This is a genomic window from Draconibacterium halophilum (genome assembly GCF_010448835.1).
GTDB lineage: Bacteria > Bacteroidota > Bacteroidia > Bacteroidales > Prolixibacteraceae > Draconibacterium > Draconibacterium halophilum.
On record NZ_CP048409.1, the window covers coordinates 4,626,367 to 4,645,627 of the forward strand.

Here is a 19,261-nt window from a genome sequence, read left to right on the forward strand (position 1 = left end):
GATGTAATAAATATCTTAATCGGGGTGAATGAGGATATTGTTTTCAGAGATGCTCTATGTCGTTTCGAAAGAAAACTTGTTGAACTTTTTAACTGTCCTAAATTTTTCATATCACCCTGATCCGTTTCAATCCATGTCACATAGGTTAGCTTTGATGTTCCAAATCTTTCAACTTCAGCTAAATCGGTTACTTTTAGTGTTATAACAAAATTTTTATTTTTATCACTTATAACCTTTGGCTGCAGGGACAACCAATGATGTTGAGAACGGTATCTTTTTAGAGCATGAGGTGAATGAAATTATCATTATTACCGCGAAAATTCCTAAAATGATGCTTTTAACCGGACCTTTCCATTTTTTAGTTTCATGCTTTCTAATGTTAAATCATAAAATATTTATGAACAAAGATAATCGCTATAACTACGCGCGCCATTACACAATTTAGGATTAGTGTTACATGATTCACACATTTTGTTCTCTAAATAACTTGTTGTAAATGAGTTTAATAAAAATTGATTTCTGAATGTATTCCGAAAATTATTTGGAATTTTTCAACTCGTTCAGAAGTTCTCTCAGATTAACCGTTGCATAAGTTGAAGCATAATCAGACATAGCATAGGGGATTATTAATTCATTATTATTGATTATCGATCCGCAGGAATAAACCACATTGGGTACATATCCTTCCCGCTCTTCGGTGTTGGGAATTAGCAACGGAAACTTTAGTCGTCCGATTTCGATCTCAGGGTTTTGAAGATCGAACAACGATGTTCCGAGAACATATTCCCGCATCGGGCCAACACGATGGCTTAAAACTAACCAACCTTCCGGTGTTTCAATAGGCGAGCCACAATTCCCGATTTGAATAAATTCCCATGGAAATTTGGGTTGCTGTAATAATTTTGCCTCGCACCAAATGGAAATATTATCAGAAAAAGCAATGTAGTTATTAAAACCATCAAGTCGACAGAGCATGGCATATTTCCCGTTTACTTTACGCGGGAATAGCGCCATTCCTTTGTTTTGGGCAATTTCCCCATGAAGTGGTATAACCCGGAAGTGGTAAAATCAGTAGTGTCGAGCATCTTTGGCAGAATGGTGGTGCCGTCGTATGCCGTATAGGTTGCATAGTAACTTATTTTGCCGTCATCGTCAATAAACTTTACGAAACGTGCATCTTCAACACCGTTTTTTTCGTTTGCCGAAACCGGAAAAATTACCCGTTCTGAAATGTTGGTGTCCAGCAAAAAATCAAGTTCGTAATGTGATGAGGCCAGCCACATAACCTGGTTAAACAAAACTCCCTTGTCTGCAGCAAGGTGCAACGATTTTTTGGCTTCTTTTATACAATCGCGCAGTTCGCCATAAGTAAATGTATCGTTTAACTTGTCGAGAATTAAGCCAGATGGGATTATTGCATGAATATCCTCCATCTCTTTTAGTTTCTTCTTAAAGGAAGCCTTGTCATACACATGTCGCCGGATATGCTTTGCCTCTTGCAGCATTTTACCTACCGGTTCAATGGAAAGATTATTGTTTTTATCAAGAACTCCTGTTCTGATTACGATGGATGAAATATGCCCTTCCCCAGTGGCCCTGAAGCTGATAATCACCCTTTTTCATCCGGGCGGGTCTCAGACTGATCGGGATGTTCCACAATGGAGGGATTAAAAAATGCGGCCGATTCAATGGAATACTCCATGGTAAAATAGGAGCCGATTAATATTTTTTGATAAATACTGAGTGATTCAGAATCAAGGTTTAACAGTTTTAGCAGATGGGAGATCTTACTAAAGTGTTTTTCAAAGATTTTAGAAATATTTCTGGGCGCATTGAGTAATCCCTAAGAATGGGATTTAATGCCTGTAGCGCTAATACTTCTGTCATGCCAAGTACCGAGCGGATAATATTGAGCGCCCTTTCATCGCCGGTATAAAGAAACCGTGCGATTACCCTGGAGGCATCGGGTAGAAATTTAATATCTTTTCTGTTTACTGCTACTTGCATTTATTGTACATCATTATTCTTTCTAAACGTAATGGTTAAAGTGGATTAATTGCAATTAAAGCCTGTGTATTGAAATTTAAGTCAGGAGGTAATATTTTTCTTTTAATCATTTTAAATATTTTGACATAACGACTCAAGGAAATATTATGGTAACAAAAAATTGAGAACACCTTTTTTGTGAGACTTTGTTATGATACAGGAGCTGGGTCAACCACGAAAATCTGCAGTTTACTTCGGGCTTTTTTTATGGGTGAAAGAATCACAAAAAAAAGCTGGTAAATCGCCGCTATTGCAAAATGTAGTGATTAAAAATTATATGGCTAAATGCTGATAAGGTTCAACAAGTAGTTCCTTAATAGTTATCAGTAATATAAGTTATCAGCTTATCCATTTTTAACAGCTCAAACCCATCAACCATATAGTCGAGAATAAATTGGTGTACCTTTTCGTTCTGGTTCGTATTCGTTACTATTATATCAATTGCTTTTTCGTATTCAGTTTCCCTTTGCTCTGGTGTGAACCCCTTATCATTACAAATTACCAGGAAATGGAATACTTTATCAGAATAAACCATGGAATTGATTAAAGACTCATCAGTAAAATCAAGTTTGTTAAAGTAGTTTGTCTTATAATCATCATCCCTTTGCTCGGCAGACAAATACCCATCCCGAATAGGTTCGGAATACATTTTAATCATGTTAGCCGCATACGTATCGCCATAACTATTTACTGTTTGCATAATAAAAGATTCACGGTCCATTTGAAGTTGATTAAATTCATTTGCTTTCATTGTTGCAGTAGAGGTATCTTTTCTTTCCCAATAATAATCTACTTCCTTTTCCAATAGCTGAAGTTCCTCTTTTAAGATCTTTTCCTTTGCAATAAAATCATACCAAATCTTATTCTCATTCGATTGAATTACTTTCAGTTTAGCTGCAGGGTCCATAAAGTCGGTTTCCAGAAAGACATCTTCGTTATTGTAAATAAAATCAAGTTGTTGAGGAGGTTTATTCATTACTCTGGCGTAAGCGGTTTTTCCCAAAATAATTCGGTATACACCGGTTGGGTTTGATGAGTACAATTGAAATTTAATGATACTATTTACCACCTCAGTAGTGTCAATTGGAGTGAACTCATCACCTTTTATTGAACCGAGAATTATTTCGTTATTGGGCTGGTTGCTTATTTTAATAGTGACATTGTGCGACTGAGCCGACACATTGAAGGCAAGAATTACAACCAAGAATAAACCTGAGCATATAAATTTCAATCCTTTCATTTTATTGGCATTTATGAACTACAAAGTTAACGAATGAATTTATTCATAATAATTTTATTCCAGAAGAAAGTTCTGCACTTCCTTCAATTTTAATCCTCAAGTCCAAATCCTTTTAAATCGAATACTACCCCCGAAAAAACAAGTCATTTATAAAACAAAAAAGCTCCGACCAACGGCCAGAGCTTTTCAATTATTAAAAAATATGTTTTCTACTCTTTGTATTCGTCCCAACTCATTACTTTAATATCCTCAAGCTTGTATTTGCAAATTCCGGAAAGAAATGCACTGGCCACACGGGCATTGGTAATTAGCGGAATGTTATAATCGATTGAACTACGACGGATCTGGTAACCATTTTTCAACTCGCGGTTGGTATGGTTTTTCGGAATGTTAACCACCAGATCAATCTTCTTATTTTTTATCATCTCAATCGAATTTGGCGACTGATCTTCTTCATCTGGCCAATGCACCAATGTATTTTCAACGCCATTCTCGCGGAAAAACTTATGCGTTCCTTCCGTAGCAAATATATTATAGCCTTTTCCAATCAGCAGTTTTGCACTGTTTAGTAACTCCACTTTGCCGCGCGACGGACCCGATGAAATAAGGATGTTCTTTTTGGGAAAGTTGTAACCAACAGACATCATTGCTTTTATAATGGCTTCGTAATAGGTTTCGCCAATACAACCAACCTCTCCGGTCGACGACATGTCAACGCCCAAAACAGGGTCGGCTTTCAGTAATCGGGCGAACGAGAACTGCGGTGCTTTTACGCCTACATAATCCAGTTCGAACAACGACTTGTCTGGTTTCGGAACATCTATCCCGAGCATTACTTTTGTGGCAATTTCAATCAGGTTAAGTTTCATCACCTTCGAAACAAACGGGAAACTTCGCGAGGCACGCAGGTTACACTCAATAACTTTTATATCGTTATCTTTTGCCAGGAACTGCATATTAAAAGGCCCGGTAATCTCCAGTCCTTTTGCAATCTCACGTGCAATTTTCTTTACCCTGCGAATGGTTTCAACATACAGCTTTTGTGGCGGAAAAACAATGGTAGCATCGCCCGAGTGAACTCCTGCAAATTCCACATGTTCGGAAATAGCATAAGCAACCATTTCTCCTTTATTGGCCACTGCATCAACTTCAATCTCTTTCGCCTGCTCGATAAACTCGGTAACAACTACCGGATGTTCCTTCGAAACATTAGTCGCCATCTGAAGGAAATGCTCTAATTGGTCAGGGTTGGAAACGACATTCATTGCCGCACCCGAGAGTACGTATGATGGACGAATCAACAATGGATAACCTACCTCATCAACAAACTTATGAATTTCTTCAATGGTAGACAGGCGTGCCCAACGTGGCTGATCTACTCCCAGCTTGTCGAGCAGCGAAGAGAATTTCTCGCGGTCTTCGGCATTGTCAATCTTTTTGGCTGATGTACCAAGGATCGGAACATTCTGTCCATCCAGCTTCATCGCCAGGTTATTTGGAATCTGACCACCCATTGAAACCACAACACCATGCGGATTCTCCAGATCATATACATCCATTACGCGCTCAAAAGTCAACTCATCAAAATAAAGTCTGTCGCAGGTATCGTAATCCGTACTCACCGTTTCCGGGTTGTAATTGATCATTACCGAACGGTAGCCCTGCTCTTTAATCGTTTTAATAGTATTTACGCTACACCAGTCAAATTCTACCGAACTACCAATTCGATAAGCTCCGGATCCGAGTACTATAACTGACTTGTGATCTCCCAAATACTCGACATCATTCTCCGTGCCGCTATGTGTAAGATACAGGTAATTGGTCTGCGCCGGATATTCTCCTGCCAGCGTATCAATTTGTTTTACTACGGGTACAATACCGTTAGCTTTTCTGAATTCTCTAACTTTCAGAATGTCTTCATTAATATTTACATTCTTACTGTTCAGCACCAAACGTGCAATCTGAAAATCGGAATAACCGGCCTGTTTTGATGCTTTCAACAGCGGAATTGGTAATTTCTCCAGCTCCTTAAAATTCTGTAATTCCAATTTTATCTTGTGAATATTATTCAGCTTTTGTAAAAACCATCGATCGATTTTTGTTTTGTCATGAATCTGATCAATGGAGTAATTTTTATTAAAAGCCTCGGCAATGGCAAATATTCGTCGGTCGGTAGGATTTGACAACTCTTCTTCAATCCCCTCTATTGTAATCTCCTCGTTGTTGGCCACAAAACCGTGCATTCCCAAACCAACCATTCGTATTCCTTTCTGTATAGCCTCTTCAAAAGTTCGTCCGATGGCCATAATCTCGCCAACCGATTTCATCGAACTTCCAATAGTTTTCGAAACGCCAACGAATTTGCTCAAATCCCAACGTGGAATCTTTACTACACAGTAGTCGAGCGCAGGTTCGAAACAAGCTGTTGTTACTTTGGTAACTGAGTTTTTTAGTTCGTGCAAACCATAACCCAAACCCAATTTTGCTGCAACAAATGCCAACGGATAACCTGTCGCTTTTGATGCCAGTGCTGACGAACGCGATAAGCGTGCATTTACCTCAATTACACGGTAATCTTCCGAGTAAGGATCGAGTGCAAACTGTACGTTACACTCACCAATCACACCTACTCTACGAATAATTTTTATCGAAATCTCACGTAGTTTATGGTATTCTGAGTTAGATAATGTTTGCGATGGAGCCACAACAATACTCTCACCGGTGTGAATTCCCAGCGGGTCGAAGTTCTCCATATTACAAACGGTAATACAGTTGTCGTGCTTATCGCGCACCACTTCGTACTCCACCTCTTTCCATCCTTTAATCGATTCTTCAACCAGAATTTGCGGTGAGTAAGAAAATGCACTTCCGGCCAGTGCTTCCAGTTCTTCTTCGTTTTCGCAGAAGCCAGATCCTAAACCACCCAGTGTGTAGGCAGCACGGATAATAATTGGAAACCCAACCTCTTTGGCTGCTGCTTTCGCCTCAGCCATATTTGCAGCAGCAATACTTTTTGGCGTTTTCACACCAATTTCTGCCAGCATGTTCGAAAAAATATCGCGATCTTCGGTATCAATAATCGACTGAACCGGCGTACCAACTACTTCAACATTATATTTTTCGAGCACTCCCGTTTCGTATAGTGCAACCCCGCAGTTTAGTGCGGTTTGCCCTCCAAAAGCCAGAAGTATTCCCTGTGGTTTTTCTTTTTTAATTACCTCTTCAACAAAATGAGGCGTAACAGGCAAAAAGTAAATTTTGTCTGCAATGTCATCGGATGTCTGAATAGTTGCAATATTCGGATTAATAAGAACCGTTTCAACACCTTCTTCTTTCAACGCTTTTAGTGCCTGCGAACCGGAATAATCGAACTCACCGGCCTCTCCAATTTTAAGTGCTCCCGAACCAAGAACAATTGCTTTTTTAATATGTGTTTCTATCATGATATTTTTTTGAATTTCGAATAATGATTAAAGATTAATGATTTCCTGATCTGTTCATTTTGAATGTCCTTCGCAAATCTGAAATCGTTAATCGTCATTCTGCGGTTCAATCCTACTTCTTGCTCTCTTCGATACTTTTAATGAATTCATCAAATAAAAACTCAGTATCTACCGGGCCACTCCATGCTTCCGGGTGAAACTGCGTCGAAAAGAACGGCTTTGTTTTGTGCCTGATTCCTTCGTTGGTTCCATCGTTCACATTCGTAAATAACGGTTCCCAGTCGCTAGGCAAAGTGTCGGTTGCTACCGCAAAACCATGGTTCTGCGAAGTGATGTAACATTTATTTGTTCCTTCTAACAATACCGGCTGGTTGTGACTGCGGTGACCAAATTTCAATTTATAAGTCTCGGCTCCGGCGGCACGTGCCAACAACTGGTTACCCAGGCAAATTCCCATAATTGGCTTTTCAGTTCCCATTACATTTTTAATGTATTCAACTGTTACATCGCACTTGGCCGGGTCGCCCGGTCCGTTCGAGATAAACAATCCGTCAAACTCTTCTTTGGTATAATCGTAATCCCATGGCACGCGAATAACAGTTGCTCCACGCCTAAGCAAACAACGAAGAATGTTGTTTTTTACGCCGCAGTCTACCAGTACCACTTTGTGTTCTCCGTCTCCGTAAACCTCACGCTCCTTGCAACTTGCAACCGCTACCAGGTTTTCTTTATTCGGATCGTAAAAGTCAATTTCATCTTCAAATTCGATCTTACCTAACATCGAACCTTTCTCACGTAAAATTTTTGTTAAGGCTCTCGTATCAATATCAAACAACCCCGGCACATTGTGTTCTTTTAGCCAGTCGCTCAAACTTTTTTCTGCGTTCCAGTGGCTAAATTCAAATGAATAATCTGAGATTATCAGGCCGGAAATGTGCATTTTGTGCGATTCGTAATGCTTGTGAATACCGTTCTCTTTTTTGTTAAATGGAACGCCATAGTTTCCAATCATTGGATAGGTAGAAACCAAGATCTGCCCCGTGTACGATGGGTCAGTCAAACTCTCCGGATACCCCGTCATTGCTGTATAAAAAACTACCTCTCCGGCAACCGCTTTTTCGCTTCCGAACGATTTTCCGATAAAAACGGTACCGTCTTCAAGAGTTAATTTTGCCTGTTTTACTTTGTACATATTCCGATTTAATAATTAAAAAAAATGCGTTTGCCCTAAAATAGTTCAAACGCATTTCAGTTATTCTTTATACTTATTTTCAAATACACTTTCTCAGCCATAATGTTAAGAACATGAACTTAAAGTCATTTTCCGATGCAAAAATAGAAAATATTCTGAATTTCTTACCCATAGTTTTATAAGAATGTATATTTTTGCATTACAAATGAATATTTATTCAATGAAGAATAAAGTACAACGACAACTGGAAATACGCAAAATAATCCACCGAGGCAGCGTGCACAGCCAAGATGAGTTATTGGTTGAACTAAAACGTCGCGGATACGAGCTGACACAAGCTACCCTGTCGCGCGATTTAAAGGTTCTGCAGGTTGCAAAAGTTCCGCATCCGGCAAAAGGATATGTTTATACGATTCCTGAAAATGGCCAATTGGAGAAGGCAAATTCAGAGCACAGAAACAGGATAAATTACCTGGCTGATGGATTTAAGGATATACAGTTCTCGGGCAACCTGGCCGTTATAAGGACAGTGCCAGGATACGCCAACAGTATTGCCGCAGTAATTGATGCGACGAGCCCATGGGAAATTTTGGGGACAGTAGCCGGAGATGATACTATATTAATAATACAACGGGAAGGAATATCGAAAAATGATTTGACTGAGGCATTAATAAAAATTCTGCCAAAGCTAAACGACAAATTGTAGTTCGAAAAGATGAAGCGATTAAAAGACATAGAAGTAACTATTGCCAACGAAAAACACCTGAAGTTTATCGATGCAATTAATGATGCCATCGACAGTGCTTCGCAACAGCGCGGAACAGGTATTGCACGTCGGTCTTATGAATACCTTTCTTCAAAAATGAAGGAGGGAAAAGCAATTATTGCACTTGATGAAGAAAACTTTGCAGGATTTTGTTACGTAGAAACCTGGCAGGAAAAAGGCTTTGTTGCTAACTCGGGACTAATTGTTGCCGAAGGATACCGTGGTCTTGGATTAGCAAAAGCCATTAAGAAGAAAGCATTTGAGCTGTCGCGCAAAAAATATCCAAACTCAAAAATATTTGGTTTAACCACAGGTTTGGCCGTAATGAAAATCAACCACGAGTTGGGATATCGCCCGGTAACATTTTCGGAGTTAACATTAGACGACCAATTTTGGAAAGGCTGCGAGGGTTGTGTTAATCACGACATTTTAGAGCGTACGGGAAGAACAAAATGCCTGTGCACCGGAATGTTATACGATCCAGCCTGGGAGAAACCATCTTACGCTAACGGAAACGGAATTAGAAAACGTAGCTTGCTCGATCTTCTGCCAAAACGATTTGCGGGTGTTGCAAAAAAGAAAAACAATCAATCAGATAATAAAAAGTAGAGCGGCGGCTCGCTATTCGGCGGACAGCTACAGACTTAAGTTGAATAACAAACGCCGTCGCTCTTTTAAAGATATTGAGACATGAGTAAAAAATTGGTACTGGCATTTAGCGGAGGTTTAGACACATCGTTTTGTGTAAAATACCTGAAGGAAGAAAAAGGTTACGATGTGTACACAGCGATTGCCAACACGGGCGGATTCTCTGACGAAGAATTAAAAGTCATTGAGGAACGCGCGTTGGCGCTGGGCGCAGTTGAGCACATTACACTCGATGTGACCAACGAGTATTACGAAAAATGTATCCGCTACATGGTTTTTGGGAATGTTCTACGTAATAATACGTACCCTATTTCGGTAAGCTCCGAAAGAGCGTTTCAGGCAATTGCTATTATTGAGTATGCCAAAGAAATTGATGCAAAATACATTGCTCACGGAAGTACCGGCGCCGGAAACGATCAGATTCGTTTCGACCTTACTTTCCAGGTGTTGGCTCCTGAGATCGAGATCATCACGCCTACCCGCGACATGTTGCTTACTCGTCAGTACGAAATTGATTACCTTAAAAAATACGGTTTCGAAGCCGATTTCTCGAAAATGGAATACTCCATTAATCAGGGACTTTGGGGAACAAGCGTTGGTGGAAAAGAGACATTGACCACTAACAAAAATCTTCCTGAAGAAGCTTATCCTAGTCAATTAGAAACTACCGGTGAAAAAACTATTGAACTTGGTTTTGAAAAAGGCGAGCTGATTTCGCTCGACGGTGAATTTTATGAAAACGGCGCGGATGTAATTCGCGCACTGGAAGGCGTTGCGTCGAAATATGCCATTGGCCGCGACACACATGTTGGTGATACTATTATTGGTATTAAAGGCCGCGTTGGTTTTGAGGCTGCCGCACCGCTGATTACCATTAAAGCACACCACCTGCTGGAAAAACATACGCTTACCAAATGGCAATCGTACTGGAAAGAGCAGCTGGGCAATTGGTATGGAATGTTCTTACACGAAGCCATGTATCAGGAGCCGGTAATGCGCAACATTGAAGATTTCCTGGAATCAACACAGGAAAATGTAACCGGAAAAGTGATCGTAAAACTGAGACCTTACAATTTCGAGTTAGTAGGAATTGAATCGGAGCACGACTTAATGAATTCAGGATTTGGCCAGTATGGCGAAACTGTTGAAGAATGGACTGCCGACGATGTTAAAGGATTTACCAAAATCTTATCGAACTCACTAAAAATCTACAATAAAGTAAACGGAAATTTATAGGATGATTAAAGTTGGAATTATAGGAGGAGCCGGATACACTGCCGGAGAGCTGTTAAGAATTTTATTAAATCATCCGCAAGCAGAAATTGGTTTTGTGCAAAGCACCAGCAATGCCGGCAACCTGATTTCGGATGTACACATTGATTTGCTGGGTGAAACCGAAATCAAATTTACCGACCAAATGCCTTTTGATGAAGTGGATGTTATTTTCCTTTGCATGGGGCATGGCAAGTCGATCGAATTCATGGAGAAAAATACTTTCCCGAAATACTTAAAAATTATCGACTTAAGCCACGACTACCGGCTTAAAAGAGAAGGCAACGACTTTGTTTATGGTTTGCCTGAATTAAATCGGGAAGAAATTGAGTCATCAGAACGAATTGCCAATCCGGGTTGTTTTGCTACCGGAATTCAGCTAGCACTTTTGCCACTTGCAGCCAACGATATGTTGCAGGACGAGATTCATGTGCAAGCCATTACCGGATCAACCGGTGCCGGACAAAAACCAACCGCAACCTCGCATTTCAGCTGGAGAAGCAGCAATGTTTCGGCTTATAAAATTTTCGAGCATCAGCACGAAGGCGAGATCATCCAAAGCCTTACGCAATTGCAGCCGGGATTTGAAAAGGATTTCAATTTTGTACCGATTCGCGGAAACCATACACGGGGTATATTTGTAGCTTGTTATACAAAATTTGATGGCTCGCTTGAAGAAGCCAATGAAATTTACAAGGATTACTATGCCGATCATCCATTCGTTTTTATCACGGATAAAAATCCGGGCGTAAAACAGGTAGTAAATACCAACAAAGGCGTAATATATTTGGAAAAACACGGTAACAAACTGGTAATAATCAGCTTAACCGACAATTTAATAAAAGGCGCATCCGGACAAGCAGTTCAGAATATGAACCTGATGTTTGGCCTGGATGAAAAAACCGGACTAAGTTTAAAACCGGTAGCTTTTTAAAAGGAAAAAGTAGAACAAAAAAACAAAGGAACGACTTCTGACTCCGGTCTTCGGTCTTCCGACATAGAATATGGAATTATTTAACGTATATCCACTTTTCGACATCACTCCCGTAAAGGCAAAAGGCTGCTATGTTTGGGATGAGAACGGAAAGAAATACCTCGATCTTTACGGCGGGCACGCGGTAATTTCAATTGGGCACAGCCATCCGACTTATATCGAAAATATAAGCGATCAACTTCAGCAAATTGGGTTCTATTCCAATTCGGTTCAAAATCCATTGCAAAAGGAACTGGCTGAAAAACTAGGCAAACAATCAGGCTGCGAAGATTACCAGTTATTTCTTTGCAACTCGGGTGCCGAGGCCAACGAGAATGCACTAAAACTGGCCTCTTTCATTACCGGTAAAAAGAAAATTATCAGTTATAAAAAAGGGTTCCATGGACGTACATCTGCCGCTGTGGCCATTACCGATAATCCGAAAATTATTGCACCTGTTAACGAAACAGACAATGCGGTTATCCTGCCGTTTAACGATATTAACGCAACAGAAGAAGTTTTAAAACAAGGCGATGTGGCCGCGGTAATTGTTGAAGGAATTCAGGGAATTGGAGGGATTTACGTACCCGACACCGAATTCCTGACAAAACTGAAACAGCTGACTGAAAAATATGTGGCCGTTCTAATTCTGGATGAAATACAATCGGGTTACGGACGAAGCGGAAAATTTTTCGCCTATCAACATACCGATATAAAACCCGACATTGTCACCATGGCAAAAGGAATGGGTAACGGATTCCCGATTGGCGGCGTACTCATTCAACCGGAAATTGAGCCGTGGTTTGGCATGCTCGGAACCACTTTTGGTGGCAACCACCTGGCTTGTGCTGCTGCAATTGCAGTTCTTGATGTAATGAAAGACGAAAAACTGGTTGAGAATGCCGAAAAAGTTGGAAATTACCTGATGGATAAACTGGCGGCAATTGATGCAGAGTTTGAGATCAGAGGAGAAGGATTGATGATCGGGTTGGAATTCAAGAAACCAATTGCCGAGATTCGCAAGAAATTGCTTTTCGATTACGGTATTTTTACCGGCGTATCGGGGCAAAATATTATCAGGCTGTTGCCACCGCTCAGCCTTACAACCGAACAAGCCGACACCTTTTTAGCAGCGTTTGCAGAAGTACTTGGCTCGTTCGCTGAATAAAAAATGATTTGAAAACTACATTTTCTAAATTCGACAAAATGGAAAATAAAAAAATAGCAATAATCGGGGTAGGAAACATGGGAGGTGCCATTGCACTTGGTCTTTTAAAATCGGGCTCAGTTGAAGCAAGCAATATCTCCGTTTCCGACAGAAAAGAAGCTACGCTCAAAAAAATGAGCGACCTGGGAATTGATGCTTACGACAACAACATTGACGCAGCAAAAGACGCAGATGTGATCATCGTTGCCGTAAAACCCTATCATATTGAGGGAGTAATTAATACCCTGAAACCCATTTTGTCGCCGGAGAAGATTTTCATTTCCATTGTTGCCGGAGTTGGCATTGACGAGCTTGGAGAGATGGCTGGAAACAACATTCCAATTTTCCGGGTAATGCCAAACACCGCAATTGCTTTACAGGAATCGCTAACCTGTATTTCGGCAAATGGTAACACCGAACCATACCGCGAGTATGTAGTTGAACTGTTCGACAAACTGGGAAAAACCATCGAAATTCCGGAAGAACTTATGGCTGCTGCAACTGTACTTTCGTCGTGTGGTATTGCTTATGCGCTGCGTTATATCCGTGCTGCTATGCAAGGTGGTATCGAGATTGGTTTTAGCGCCGAAATGGCTCAGCTTATTACAGCACAAACGGTAAAAGGTGCAACCGAATTGTTACTTCAATCGGGACATCACCCTGAAAGAGAGATCGATAAAGTAACCACTCCGATGGGTGTTACTATTACCGGCCTGAACGAAATGGAACACAAAGGCTTTAGCTCTTCACTAATTCAGGGAGTTTTGGCTTCGTACAAAAAAATAAAAGACAACTAAAGAATTGTGCAGACCCGCTATAAAAAAATAACAGTAAAAGTAGGCAGCAATGTGTTGGCCAAAGCCGACGGAACGCTCAACGTGGCGCGCATTGCCCATCTGGTAGACCAAATTGCTCATTTGCAAAAAAATGGCGTTGAGGTGGTTTTGGTATCATCGGGGGCAGTTGCTGCAGGCCGTGCTGTTATGAGTAAAACAAAAAAATCGGACGCCGTATCGCAACGACAGTTATGGGCTGCACTGGGGCAGGTAAAATTAATATCGCGTTATTCTGATTTTTTCCACGAAGAAGGGTTGACCTGCGCACAGGTACTCACCACAAAGGAAAATTTTTCGAGCCGTGGACATTACCTGAACATGAAAAACTGTATTACTACATTGCTGGAAAATAAAGTGATACCAATTGTAAATGAGAATGACACCATCTCGATAACCGAGTTGATGTTTACCGACAACGACGAACTTTCAGGATTAATCGCGTCGATGGTAGATTCGGAAGCACTAATCATCCTCAGCAATATTGACGGTGTTTACACTGCACATCCGGATAGTGATGGTGCCGAATTGATAGAACACATTAGAGTTGCCGATAAAGGACCTCAGGATGCAATTTCGTCAGAACGTTCAGATTTTGGCCGCGGCGGAATGCTAACCAAATTTCGCATTGCCAAAAAAGTTGCCGGCGATGGAATTGGTGTTCACGTAGCTAACGGAACCCGATCAAATGTGCTGATAGATTTATTGGACAAATCGAAAAACCTAAAACACACTTTTTTCGTACCTAACGTCAAGCCATCGAGTGGAGTAAAAAAATGGATCGGCTATTCCGACGGTTTTGCAAAGGGACAGGTACAAATCAACGAAGGAGCAAGAAAAGCACTGCTTTCCGATAAAGCCGTTAGCTTGCTGCCGGTGGGAATTGAGAAAGTTGAAAGCGAATTCAAAAAAGGAGACCTAATTAAAATAGTAGACACAAACGGCGAACTTGTTGGCATGGGAAAAGCCTCGTACGGATCAGAAAAGATTGAAATGGGAAAACAATCCGACAAGCAAAAACCGGTAATTCATTACGATTATTTGTATTTAGAATATAAAACAAACGAAACATTAATATAGAAAAATAAAATAGCTCAGAATATCCTTTAACTTACGTTTGTCTAGCATGACAAACTACCCTTACTCCCTTTTTTTGATGCCTTAATTTTAACTTATTCTGAGCTCCCTCTCCCTCCCCCGGGAGAGGGTTTTTCGTTGAAAGACCATAAATTATGAAGATAGAACAACAGCTAAAAAAAACGCTTGATGCGTCGCGCAAATTAAACCTGGTGAATGACGACCAGGTGAAAAAAGTATTGCTGGAACTGGCACACGAAGCAAGGGCAAAATCGGTTTTTATTCTTTCGGAGAACCAAAAAGATCTGGATCGTATGGATCCGCAAGATCCAAAGTTCGACCGACTGAAATTATCGAAAGAAAGGATAGAAGGCATTGCCAGAGACATGGAAAATGTTGCTCGTCTTGAGAGCCCTGTTGGAATAACATTAAAAGAAACAGAACGTGATAATGGACTAAAAATTAAGAAAGTTTCGGTGCCTTTTGGTGTTATCGGGATAATTTACGAAGCCCGCCCCAATGTTACTTTCGACGTTTTTGCCTTGTGCCTGAAATCGGGTAACGCCTGTGTTTTAAAAGGTGGCAGCGATGCCATTTACTCCAACCAGGCTATTGTTTCTATTATACGCGATGTACTAAAGAAATTTGATTTTGACGAAAATACGGTAACACTACTTCCTGCCGGACGTGAAGAAACCAACGAAATGTTGCGTGCCCATGGCTACATCGACCTTATCATTCCTAGAGGAAGCCAGGGGCTAATAAATTTTGTACGCGAAAATGCCACCATTCCGGTAATTGAAACCGGTGCCGGAATATGCCACACTTATTTCGATGAATTTGGTGATGCCGAAAAAGGCCGCGAAATTATATTTAATGCCAAAACCCGCCGCCCATCGGTGTGTAATGCTCTCGATTGCCTGGTAATTCACGATAGTCGCCTTACCGAGTTAAACGGTTTTGCAAAAAAACTCTCGGAAGAAAAAGTAGTGATTTACGCCGACGAAAAAGCTTTCGAACAGATTCAAGCTACTTATCCAAAAGAACTGTTATTTGAAGCTACCGAAGAATCATTCGGAACAGAATTCTTATCGATGAAAATGTCGGTTAAAACAGTAGGCTCTTTCGACGAAGCATTGGACCATATTAATACACATACATCAAAACACAGTGAGGCGATTGTTACTGAAAACCAGGAGCGTATTGAAACATTCTGCAAAATGGTAGATGCTTCATCTGTATATTCAAATGCATCAACCGCTTATACCGACGGTGCCCAATTTGGACTGGGAGCTGAGATTGGCATCAGCACACAAAAATTACACGCTCGCGGGCCAATGGCACTGGAAGAATTGACCAGCTATAAATGGATAATTGAAGGAAACGGACAAGTAAGACCTAAATAAAAAATCAAAACTAAGTTTGAGGTTTAAGCTTCGTGCTTCCAACTTCGGACTTCCAACTTTTTATAACATGAAGAAATTCACATCAGTAAAAGATATTCCCAGCATTGAAAAAGCGCTGGCAACTGCATTCGAAGTAAAAAATAACAAGTTTGGATTTCAACATCTGGGGAAAAACAAAACCATGGTTTTGGTATTTTTCAACTCAAGTCTGCGTACACGTTTAAGTACCCAAAAAGCTGCCATGAACATGGGCATGAATACTATGGTGATGAACGTAAACGAAGACAGCTGGCAACTGGAATCGGAAATGGGCGTGGTTATGGACGGCAAAAATGCCGAACACCTGCGCGAAGCCATTCCTGTTATTGGTAAATATTGCGATGTGATTGGTGTACGTGCTTTTGCCAAATTCGAAAACCGTGAAGACGATTATTCGGAAAAAATACTAAGTCAGTTTGTTGAATTTGCCGATGTTCCGGTGGTGAGTATGGAAGGTGCTACGCGTCACCCATTACAAAGTTATGCCGATTTGGTAACCATTGAAGAACACAAAAAAGTAGAAAAACCAAAAGTCGTTCTAACATGGGCGCCACATCCACGTGCGTTGCCACAAGCTGTTGCCAACTCGTTTGTGGAATGGATGCGCGAAACCGACTATGAGCTGGTTGTTACACATCCGAAAGGGTACGAACTGGCACCTGAATTTATGGGCGATGCAAAAGTAGAATACGATCAGAAAAAAGCGTTTGAAGGCGCTGATTTTATTTATGCTAAGAACTGGGCTTCGTACAACGATTACGGACAGATACTTTCAAAAGATTTGAACTGGACAGTTGATGAAGCAAAAATGGCTTTAACCAACGATGCCAAATTTATGCACTGTCTTCCGGTACGCCGAAATATGGTGGTTACCGATGGTGTAATCGACAGCCCCAATTCAATTGTAGTAGACGAGGCTTACAACCGCGAAATTACAGCCCAGGCAGTGTTGAAAATGATTTTGGAAGATAAATAAGATGTTGTAGCTTTGTATCGCGATGAAGACAATTACAATTGACATATCAGACAAAGTATATAATTTATTCAGAGGGCTTTTGCAACAGCTCCCGAAAGGAAGTTATAATATTTATGATGAGGACCCTGATGTGTTAAGTGTTGAAGAAAAAAAGGAACTTTATTCCATCAAAAATAAAATTGACAAAGGGGACTTAAGTGATTTTGAAGATTGGAACGAGGTACAAGATAGATTTTAATGTATGCTCTAAAAATTCATAAAAAAGCGCTTAAGTTTTTTCAATCTCGGAATGTTACCGAGAAAAAGCTTATTAAGTTAAAGCTGAATCTTTTATCAGAAAATCCATTTTCACATCCAAAACTTGATATAAAAAAACTAAAAGGTATCGATGATACTTTTCGATTGCGGATTGGCAAAATCAGAATAATCTATCAAGTTGCTGATGAGAAATTAGTTATTCTTATTATGTCTGCCGGAGCAAGAGGAGATATTTACAAAAAAAAACATGACCAATAAAATAGAAATAATACCTGCCATCGACCTAATTGATGCCAAATGTGTTCGACTTTCGCAGGGCGATTACAACCAAAAAACGGTTTACAACGAGAACCCGCTTGAAGTGGCAAAGATGTTTGAAGATGCAGGAATCACACGTTTGCACCTCGTTGATTTAGACGGGGCAAAAGCCAAGCACATTGTAAACCACAAAGTACTGGAAACCATTGCCGGAAAAACCAACCTGGTGATCGATTTTGGCGGTGGTCTGAAATCGGATGAAGACCTGGAGATTGCTTTTAATTCGGGGCTGCAATGGTAACCGGTGGAAGTATCGCAGTAAAAGAAAAGGATACTTTTCTGAATTGGTTAGAGAAATTTGGCAGCGAAAAAATCATTCTGGGTGCCGATGCCAAAGACGGCAAAATTGCAGTTAGCGGCTGGATGGAAACCACCGAATTAGCAGTAATCGATTTTATTTCAGAATTTCAGAAACAAGGCATCAGCAAAGTAATTTCAACAGATATTAGCCGCGACGGAATGTTGAGCGGACCTGCATTTGAACTTTATACTGAGATTATGGAAAAGCTGCCCGAAGTAGAAATTATTGCCAGCGGAGGAATTGCGACAATGGACGACATATTAAAATTAGATGAAATGGGCGTTCCGGGAGTTATTACCGGAAAAGCCATTTATGAAAATCGCATAACTTTGAAAGAAATTGAGCAATTTATTGCGTAACAATTTTACTGTCATTTCGATCCGTCGGCTGACGAAGAGAAATCTCTCTCTTAGTTGATACAGATTTCTCCTCGCCTACTCGTCGAAATGACAAAACAGATAAAAAATGCTTGCAAAAAGAATAATACCATGCCTCGATATCCGCAACGGACAAACCGTTAAGGGAATCAATTTTGTTGACATTAAAGAAGTTGGCGACCCCGTTGAACTGGGTGCAAAATATGCAGCTGACGGAGCCGACGAGTTGTGTTTTCTGGATATTACAGCAACCCACGAAGGCCGTAAAACTTTTGTTGAGCTGGTAAAACGAATTGCAGCACACATTAATATTCCATTTACAGTTGGTGGCGGAATAAGCGAATTAAGCGATGCCGAAAAGCTTTTAGCTGCCGGTGCCGATAAAATCTCTATTAACTCATCGGCCGTTCGTAATCCAAAACTGATTGACGATTTGGCGCTGAATTTCGGAAGCCAGTTTGTTGTTGCTGCCATTGATGCACGCGGAGATGAAAACGAACACTGGACAGTAACCGTAAATGGCGGCCGAATTCCAACCGACAAAGAACTTTTTTCGTGGGCAAAAGAAGCTGAAGATCGTGGAGCAGGCGAGATACTTTTTACTTCGATGAACCACGACGGAACAAAAAACGGTTTTGCCAACAAAGAGCTTTCGAAGATGGCCGACATGCTGAAGATTCCGATTATTGCATCGGGCGGAGCAGGCGCTGAAGAACATTTTGTCGACGTTTTCACCAAGGGAAAAGCAGATGCAGGATTGGCAGCCAGTATATTTCACTACAACGAAATACCAATTCCGGTTCTTAAGAAATACTTAAAAGAACAAGGCATTGTGGTTCGATAGCCAATCAAAAAGTTAACTTCGCAGCACAATTTTAGAATTAAAAAT

Annotated in this window: 17 protein-coding genes and 1 pseudogene; 13 read left to right on the forward strand and 5 right to left on the reverse strand. The window is 40.6% G+C overall.

What is annotated here, in order from left to right; genetic code table 11:
• Positions 1-537: 537 nt before the first annotated feature.
• From G0Q07_RS20895 to carA, 5 genes are all read right to left on the reverse strand, one after another.
• Positions 538-1,014 carry a glycoside hydrolase family 130 protein gene (locus G0Q07_RS20895; protein WP_246222939.1) on the reverse strand — a complete coding sequence of 159 codons (477 nt, stop codon included), beginning with the start codon at positions 1,012-1,014 and terminating at the stop codon, positions 538-540.
• Positions 990-1,613 carry a glycoside hydrolase family protein gene (locus tag G0Q07_RS20900; protein WP_246222940.1) on the reverse strand — a complete coding sequence of 208 codons (624 nt, stop codon included), beginning with the start codon at positions 1,611-1,613 and terminating at the stop codon, positions 990-992. Before G0Q07_RS20900 ends, G0Q07_RS20895 begins: the two co-directional genes overlap by 25 nt.
• A gap of 746 nt (positions 1,614-2,359) precedes the next feature.
• Positions 2,360-3,286 (reverse strand): DUF4369 domain-containing protein, encoded by a 927-nt coding sequence (locus tag G0Q07_RS18880; RefSeq protein ID WP_163348616.1) that lies wholly within the window; start codon positions 3,284-3,286, stop codon positions 2,360-2,362.
• 209 nt (positions 3,287-3,495) lie between these two features.
• Complete coding sequence (gene carB, locus G0Q07_RS18885) at positions 3,496-6,729, reverse strand: carbamoyl-phosphate synthase (glutamine-hydrolyzing) large subunit (protein ID WP_246222941.1); 3,234 nt, start codon at positions 6,727-6,729, stop codon at positions 3,496-3,498.
• Positions 6,730-6,841: 112 nt separating this feature from the next.
• Positions 6,842-7,921 carry a glutamine-hydrolyzing carbamoyl-phosphate synthase small subunit gene (gene carA, locus G0Q07_RS18890; protein WP_163348617.1) on the reverse strand — a complete coding sequence of 360 codons (1,080 nt, stop codon included), beginning with the start codon at positions 7,919-7,921 and terminating at the stop codon, positions 6,842-6,844.
• A gap of 220 nt (positions 7,922-8,141) precedes the next feature.
• Between carA and argR the strand changes: the two genes are divergently transcribed.
• The 13 genes and pseudogenes from argR to hisF all read left to right on the forward strand — a co-directional run bounded on the left by argR (position 8,142) and on the right by hisF (position 19,216).
• On the forward strand, positions 8,142-8,627 hold the full coding sequence (gene argR / locus G0Q07_RS18895; protein ID WP_163348618.1) for an arginine repressor: 486 nt from the start codon (positions 8,142-8,144) through the stop codon (positions 8,625-8,627).
• Between the two features lie 9 nt (positions 8,628-8,636).
• Complete coding sequence (locus G0Q07_RS18900) at positions 8,637-9,296, forward strand: GNAT family N-acetyltransferase (protein WP_163348619.1); 660 nt, start codon at positions 8,637-8,639, stop codon at positions 9,294-9,296.
• An 81-nt stretch (positions 9,297-9,377) separates the two neighbouring features.
• Positions 9,378-10,571: an argininosuccinate synthase gene (locus G0Q07_RS18905; RefSeq protein ID WP_163348620.1), complete on the forward strand. Its 1,194-nt coding sequence runs from the start codon at positions 9,378-9,380 to the stop codon at positions 10,569-10,571.
• 1 nt (position 10,572) lies between these two features.
• Positions 10,573-11,541 (forward strand): N-acetyl-gamma-glutamyl-phosphate reductase, encoded by a 969-nt coding sequence (gene argC, locus G0Q07_RS18910; RefSeq protein ID WP_163348621.1) that lies wholly within the window; start codon positions 10,573-10,575, stop codon positions 11,539-11,541.
• A 70-nt stretch (positions 11,542-11,611) separates the two neighbouring features.
• A complete protein-coding gene (locus tag G0Q07_RS18915) occupies positions 11,612-12,748 on the forward strand; it encodes an aspartate aminotransferase family protein (protein ID WP_163348622.1) in 1,137 nt (378 codons plus the stop codon).
• Positions 12,749-12,786: 38 nt separating this feature from the next.
• Positions 12,787-13,584 carry a pyrroline-5-carboxylate reductase gene (gene proC, locus G0Q07_RS18920; protein ID WP_163348623.1) on the forward strand — a complete coding sequence of 266 codons (798 nt, stop codon included), beginning with the start codon at positions 12,787-12,789 and terminating at the stop codon, positions 13,582-13,584.
• A 6-nt stretch (positions 13,585-13,590) separates the two neighbouring features.
• Positions 13,591-14,700 (forward strand): glutamate 5-kinase, encoded by a 1,110-nt coding sequence (gene proB / locus G0Q07_RS18925; protein ID WP_163348624.1) that lies wholly within the window; start codon positions 13,591-13,593, stop codon positions 14,698-14,700.
• 152 nt (positions 14,701-14,852) lie between these two features.
• On the forward strand, positions 14,853-16,103 hold the full coding sequence (locus G0Q07_RS18930) for a glutamate-5-semialdehyde dehydrogenase (protein ID WP_163348625.1): 1,251 nt from the start codon (positions 14,853-14,855) through the stop codon (positions 16,101-16,103).
• Positions 16,104-16,170: 67 nt separating this feature from the next.
• Complete coding sequence (locus G0Q07_RS18935) at positions 16,171-17,118, forward strand: N-acetylornithine carbamoyltransferase (RefSeq protein WP_163348626.1); 948 nt, start codon at positions 16,171-16,173, stop codon at positions 17,116-17,118.
• 22 nt (positions 17,119-17,140) lie between these two features.
• Positions 17,141-17,356, forward strand: coding sequence for a hypothetical protein (locus G0Q07_RS18940; RefSeq protein WP_163348627.1), 216 nt, complete (start codon positions 17,141-17,143; stop codon positions 17,354-17,356).
• Positions 17,356-17,634, forward strand: a complete 279-nt coding sequence (locus tag G0Q07_RS18945) for a type II toxin-antitoxin system RelE family toxin (RefSeq protein WP_163348628.1) — start codon at positions 17,356-17,358, stop codon at positions 17,632-17,634. Before G0Q07_RS18940 ends, G0Q07_RS18945 begins: the two co-directional genes overlap by 1 nt.
• A pseudogene (hisA, locus tag G0Q07_RS18950) lies at positions 17,624-18,354 on the forward strand (1-(5-phosphoribosyl)-5-[(5-phosphoribosylamino)methylideneamino]imidazole-4-carboxamide isomerase). The gene G0Q07_RS18945 and the pseudogene hisA overlap by 11 nt, the downstream one beginning before the upstream one ends.
• A 106-nt stretch (positions 18,355-18,460) precedes the next feature.
• Positions 18,461-19,216, forward strand: a complete 756-nt coding sequence (gene hisF / locus G0Q07_RS18955) for an imidazole glycerol phosphate synthase subunit HisF (RefSeq protein WP_163348629.1) — start codon at positions 18,461-18,463, stop codon at positions 19,214-19,216.
• Positions 19,217-19,261: the final 45 nt, after the last annotated feature.

Bases quoted from the DNA above. Each gene is read 5' to 3' on its own strand.
- G0Q07_RS20895 (WP_246222939.1), bottom strand. From the start codon at position 1,014: ATGGCGCTATTCCCGCGTAAAGTAAACGGGAAATATGCCATGCTCTGT.
- carA (WP_163348617.1), bottom strand. From the start codon at position 7,921: ATGTACAAAGTAAAACAGGCAAAATTAACTCTTGAAGACGGTACCGTT.
- argR (WP_163348618.1), top strand. From the start codon at position 8,142: ATGAAGAATAAAGTACAACGACAACTGGAAATACGCAAAATAATCCAC.
- hisF (WP_163348629.1), top strand. From the start codon at position 18,461: ATGCTTGCAAAAAGAATAATACCATGCCTCGATATCCGCAACGGACAA.
- G0Q07_RS18945 (WP_163348628.1), top strand. From the start codon at position 17,356: ATGTATGCTCTAAAAATTCATAAAAAAGCGCTTAAGTTTTTTCAATCT.
- G0Q07_RS18935 (WP_163348626.1), top strand. From the start codon at position 16,171: ATGAAGAAATTCACATCAGTAAAAGATATTCCCAGCATTGAAAAAGCG.
- carB (WP_246222941.1), bottom strand. From the start codon at position 6,729: ATGATAGAAACACATATTAAAAAAGCAATTGTTCTTGGTTCGGGAGCA.
- G0Q07_RS18915 (WP_163348622.1), top strand. From the start codon at position 11,612: ATGGAATTATTTAACGTATATCCACTTTTCGACATCACTCCCGTAAAG.
- G0Q07_RS18940 (WP_163348627.1), top strand. From the start codon at position 17,141: ATGAAGACAATTACAATTGACATATCAGACAAAGTATATAATTTATTC.
- argC (WP_163348621.1), top strand. From the start codon at position 10,573: ATGATTAAAGTTGGAATTATAGGAGGAGCCGGATACACTGCCGGAGAG.
- proC (WP_163348623.1), top strand. From the start codon at position 12,787: ATGGAAAATAAAAAAATAGCAATAATCGGGGTAGGAAACATGGGAGGT.
- G0Q07_RS18930 (WP_163348625.1), top strand. From the start codon at position 14,853: ATGAAGATAGAACAACAGCTAAAAAAAACGCTTGATGCGTCGCGCAAA.
- G0Q07_RS18900 (WP_163348619.1), top strand. From the start codon at position 8,637: ATGAAGCGATTAAAAGACATAGAAGTAACTATTGCCAACGAAAAACAC.
- G0Q07_RS18880 (WP_163348616.1), bottom strand. From the start codon at position 3,286: ATGAAAGGATTGAAATTTATATGCTCAGGTTTATTCTTGGTTGTAATT.
- G0Q07_RS18905 (WP_163348620.1), top strand. From the start codon at position 9,378: ATGAGTAAAAAATTGGTACTGGCATTTAGCGGAGGTTTAGACACATCG.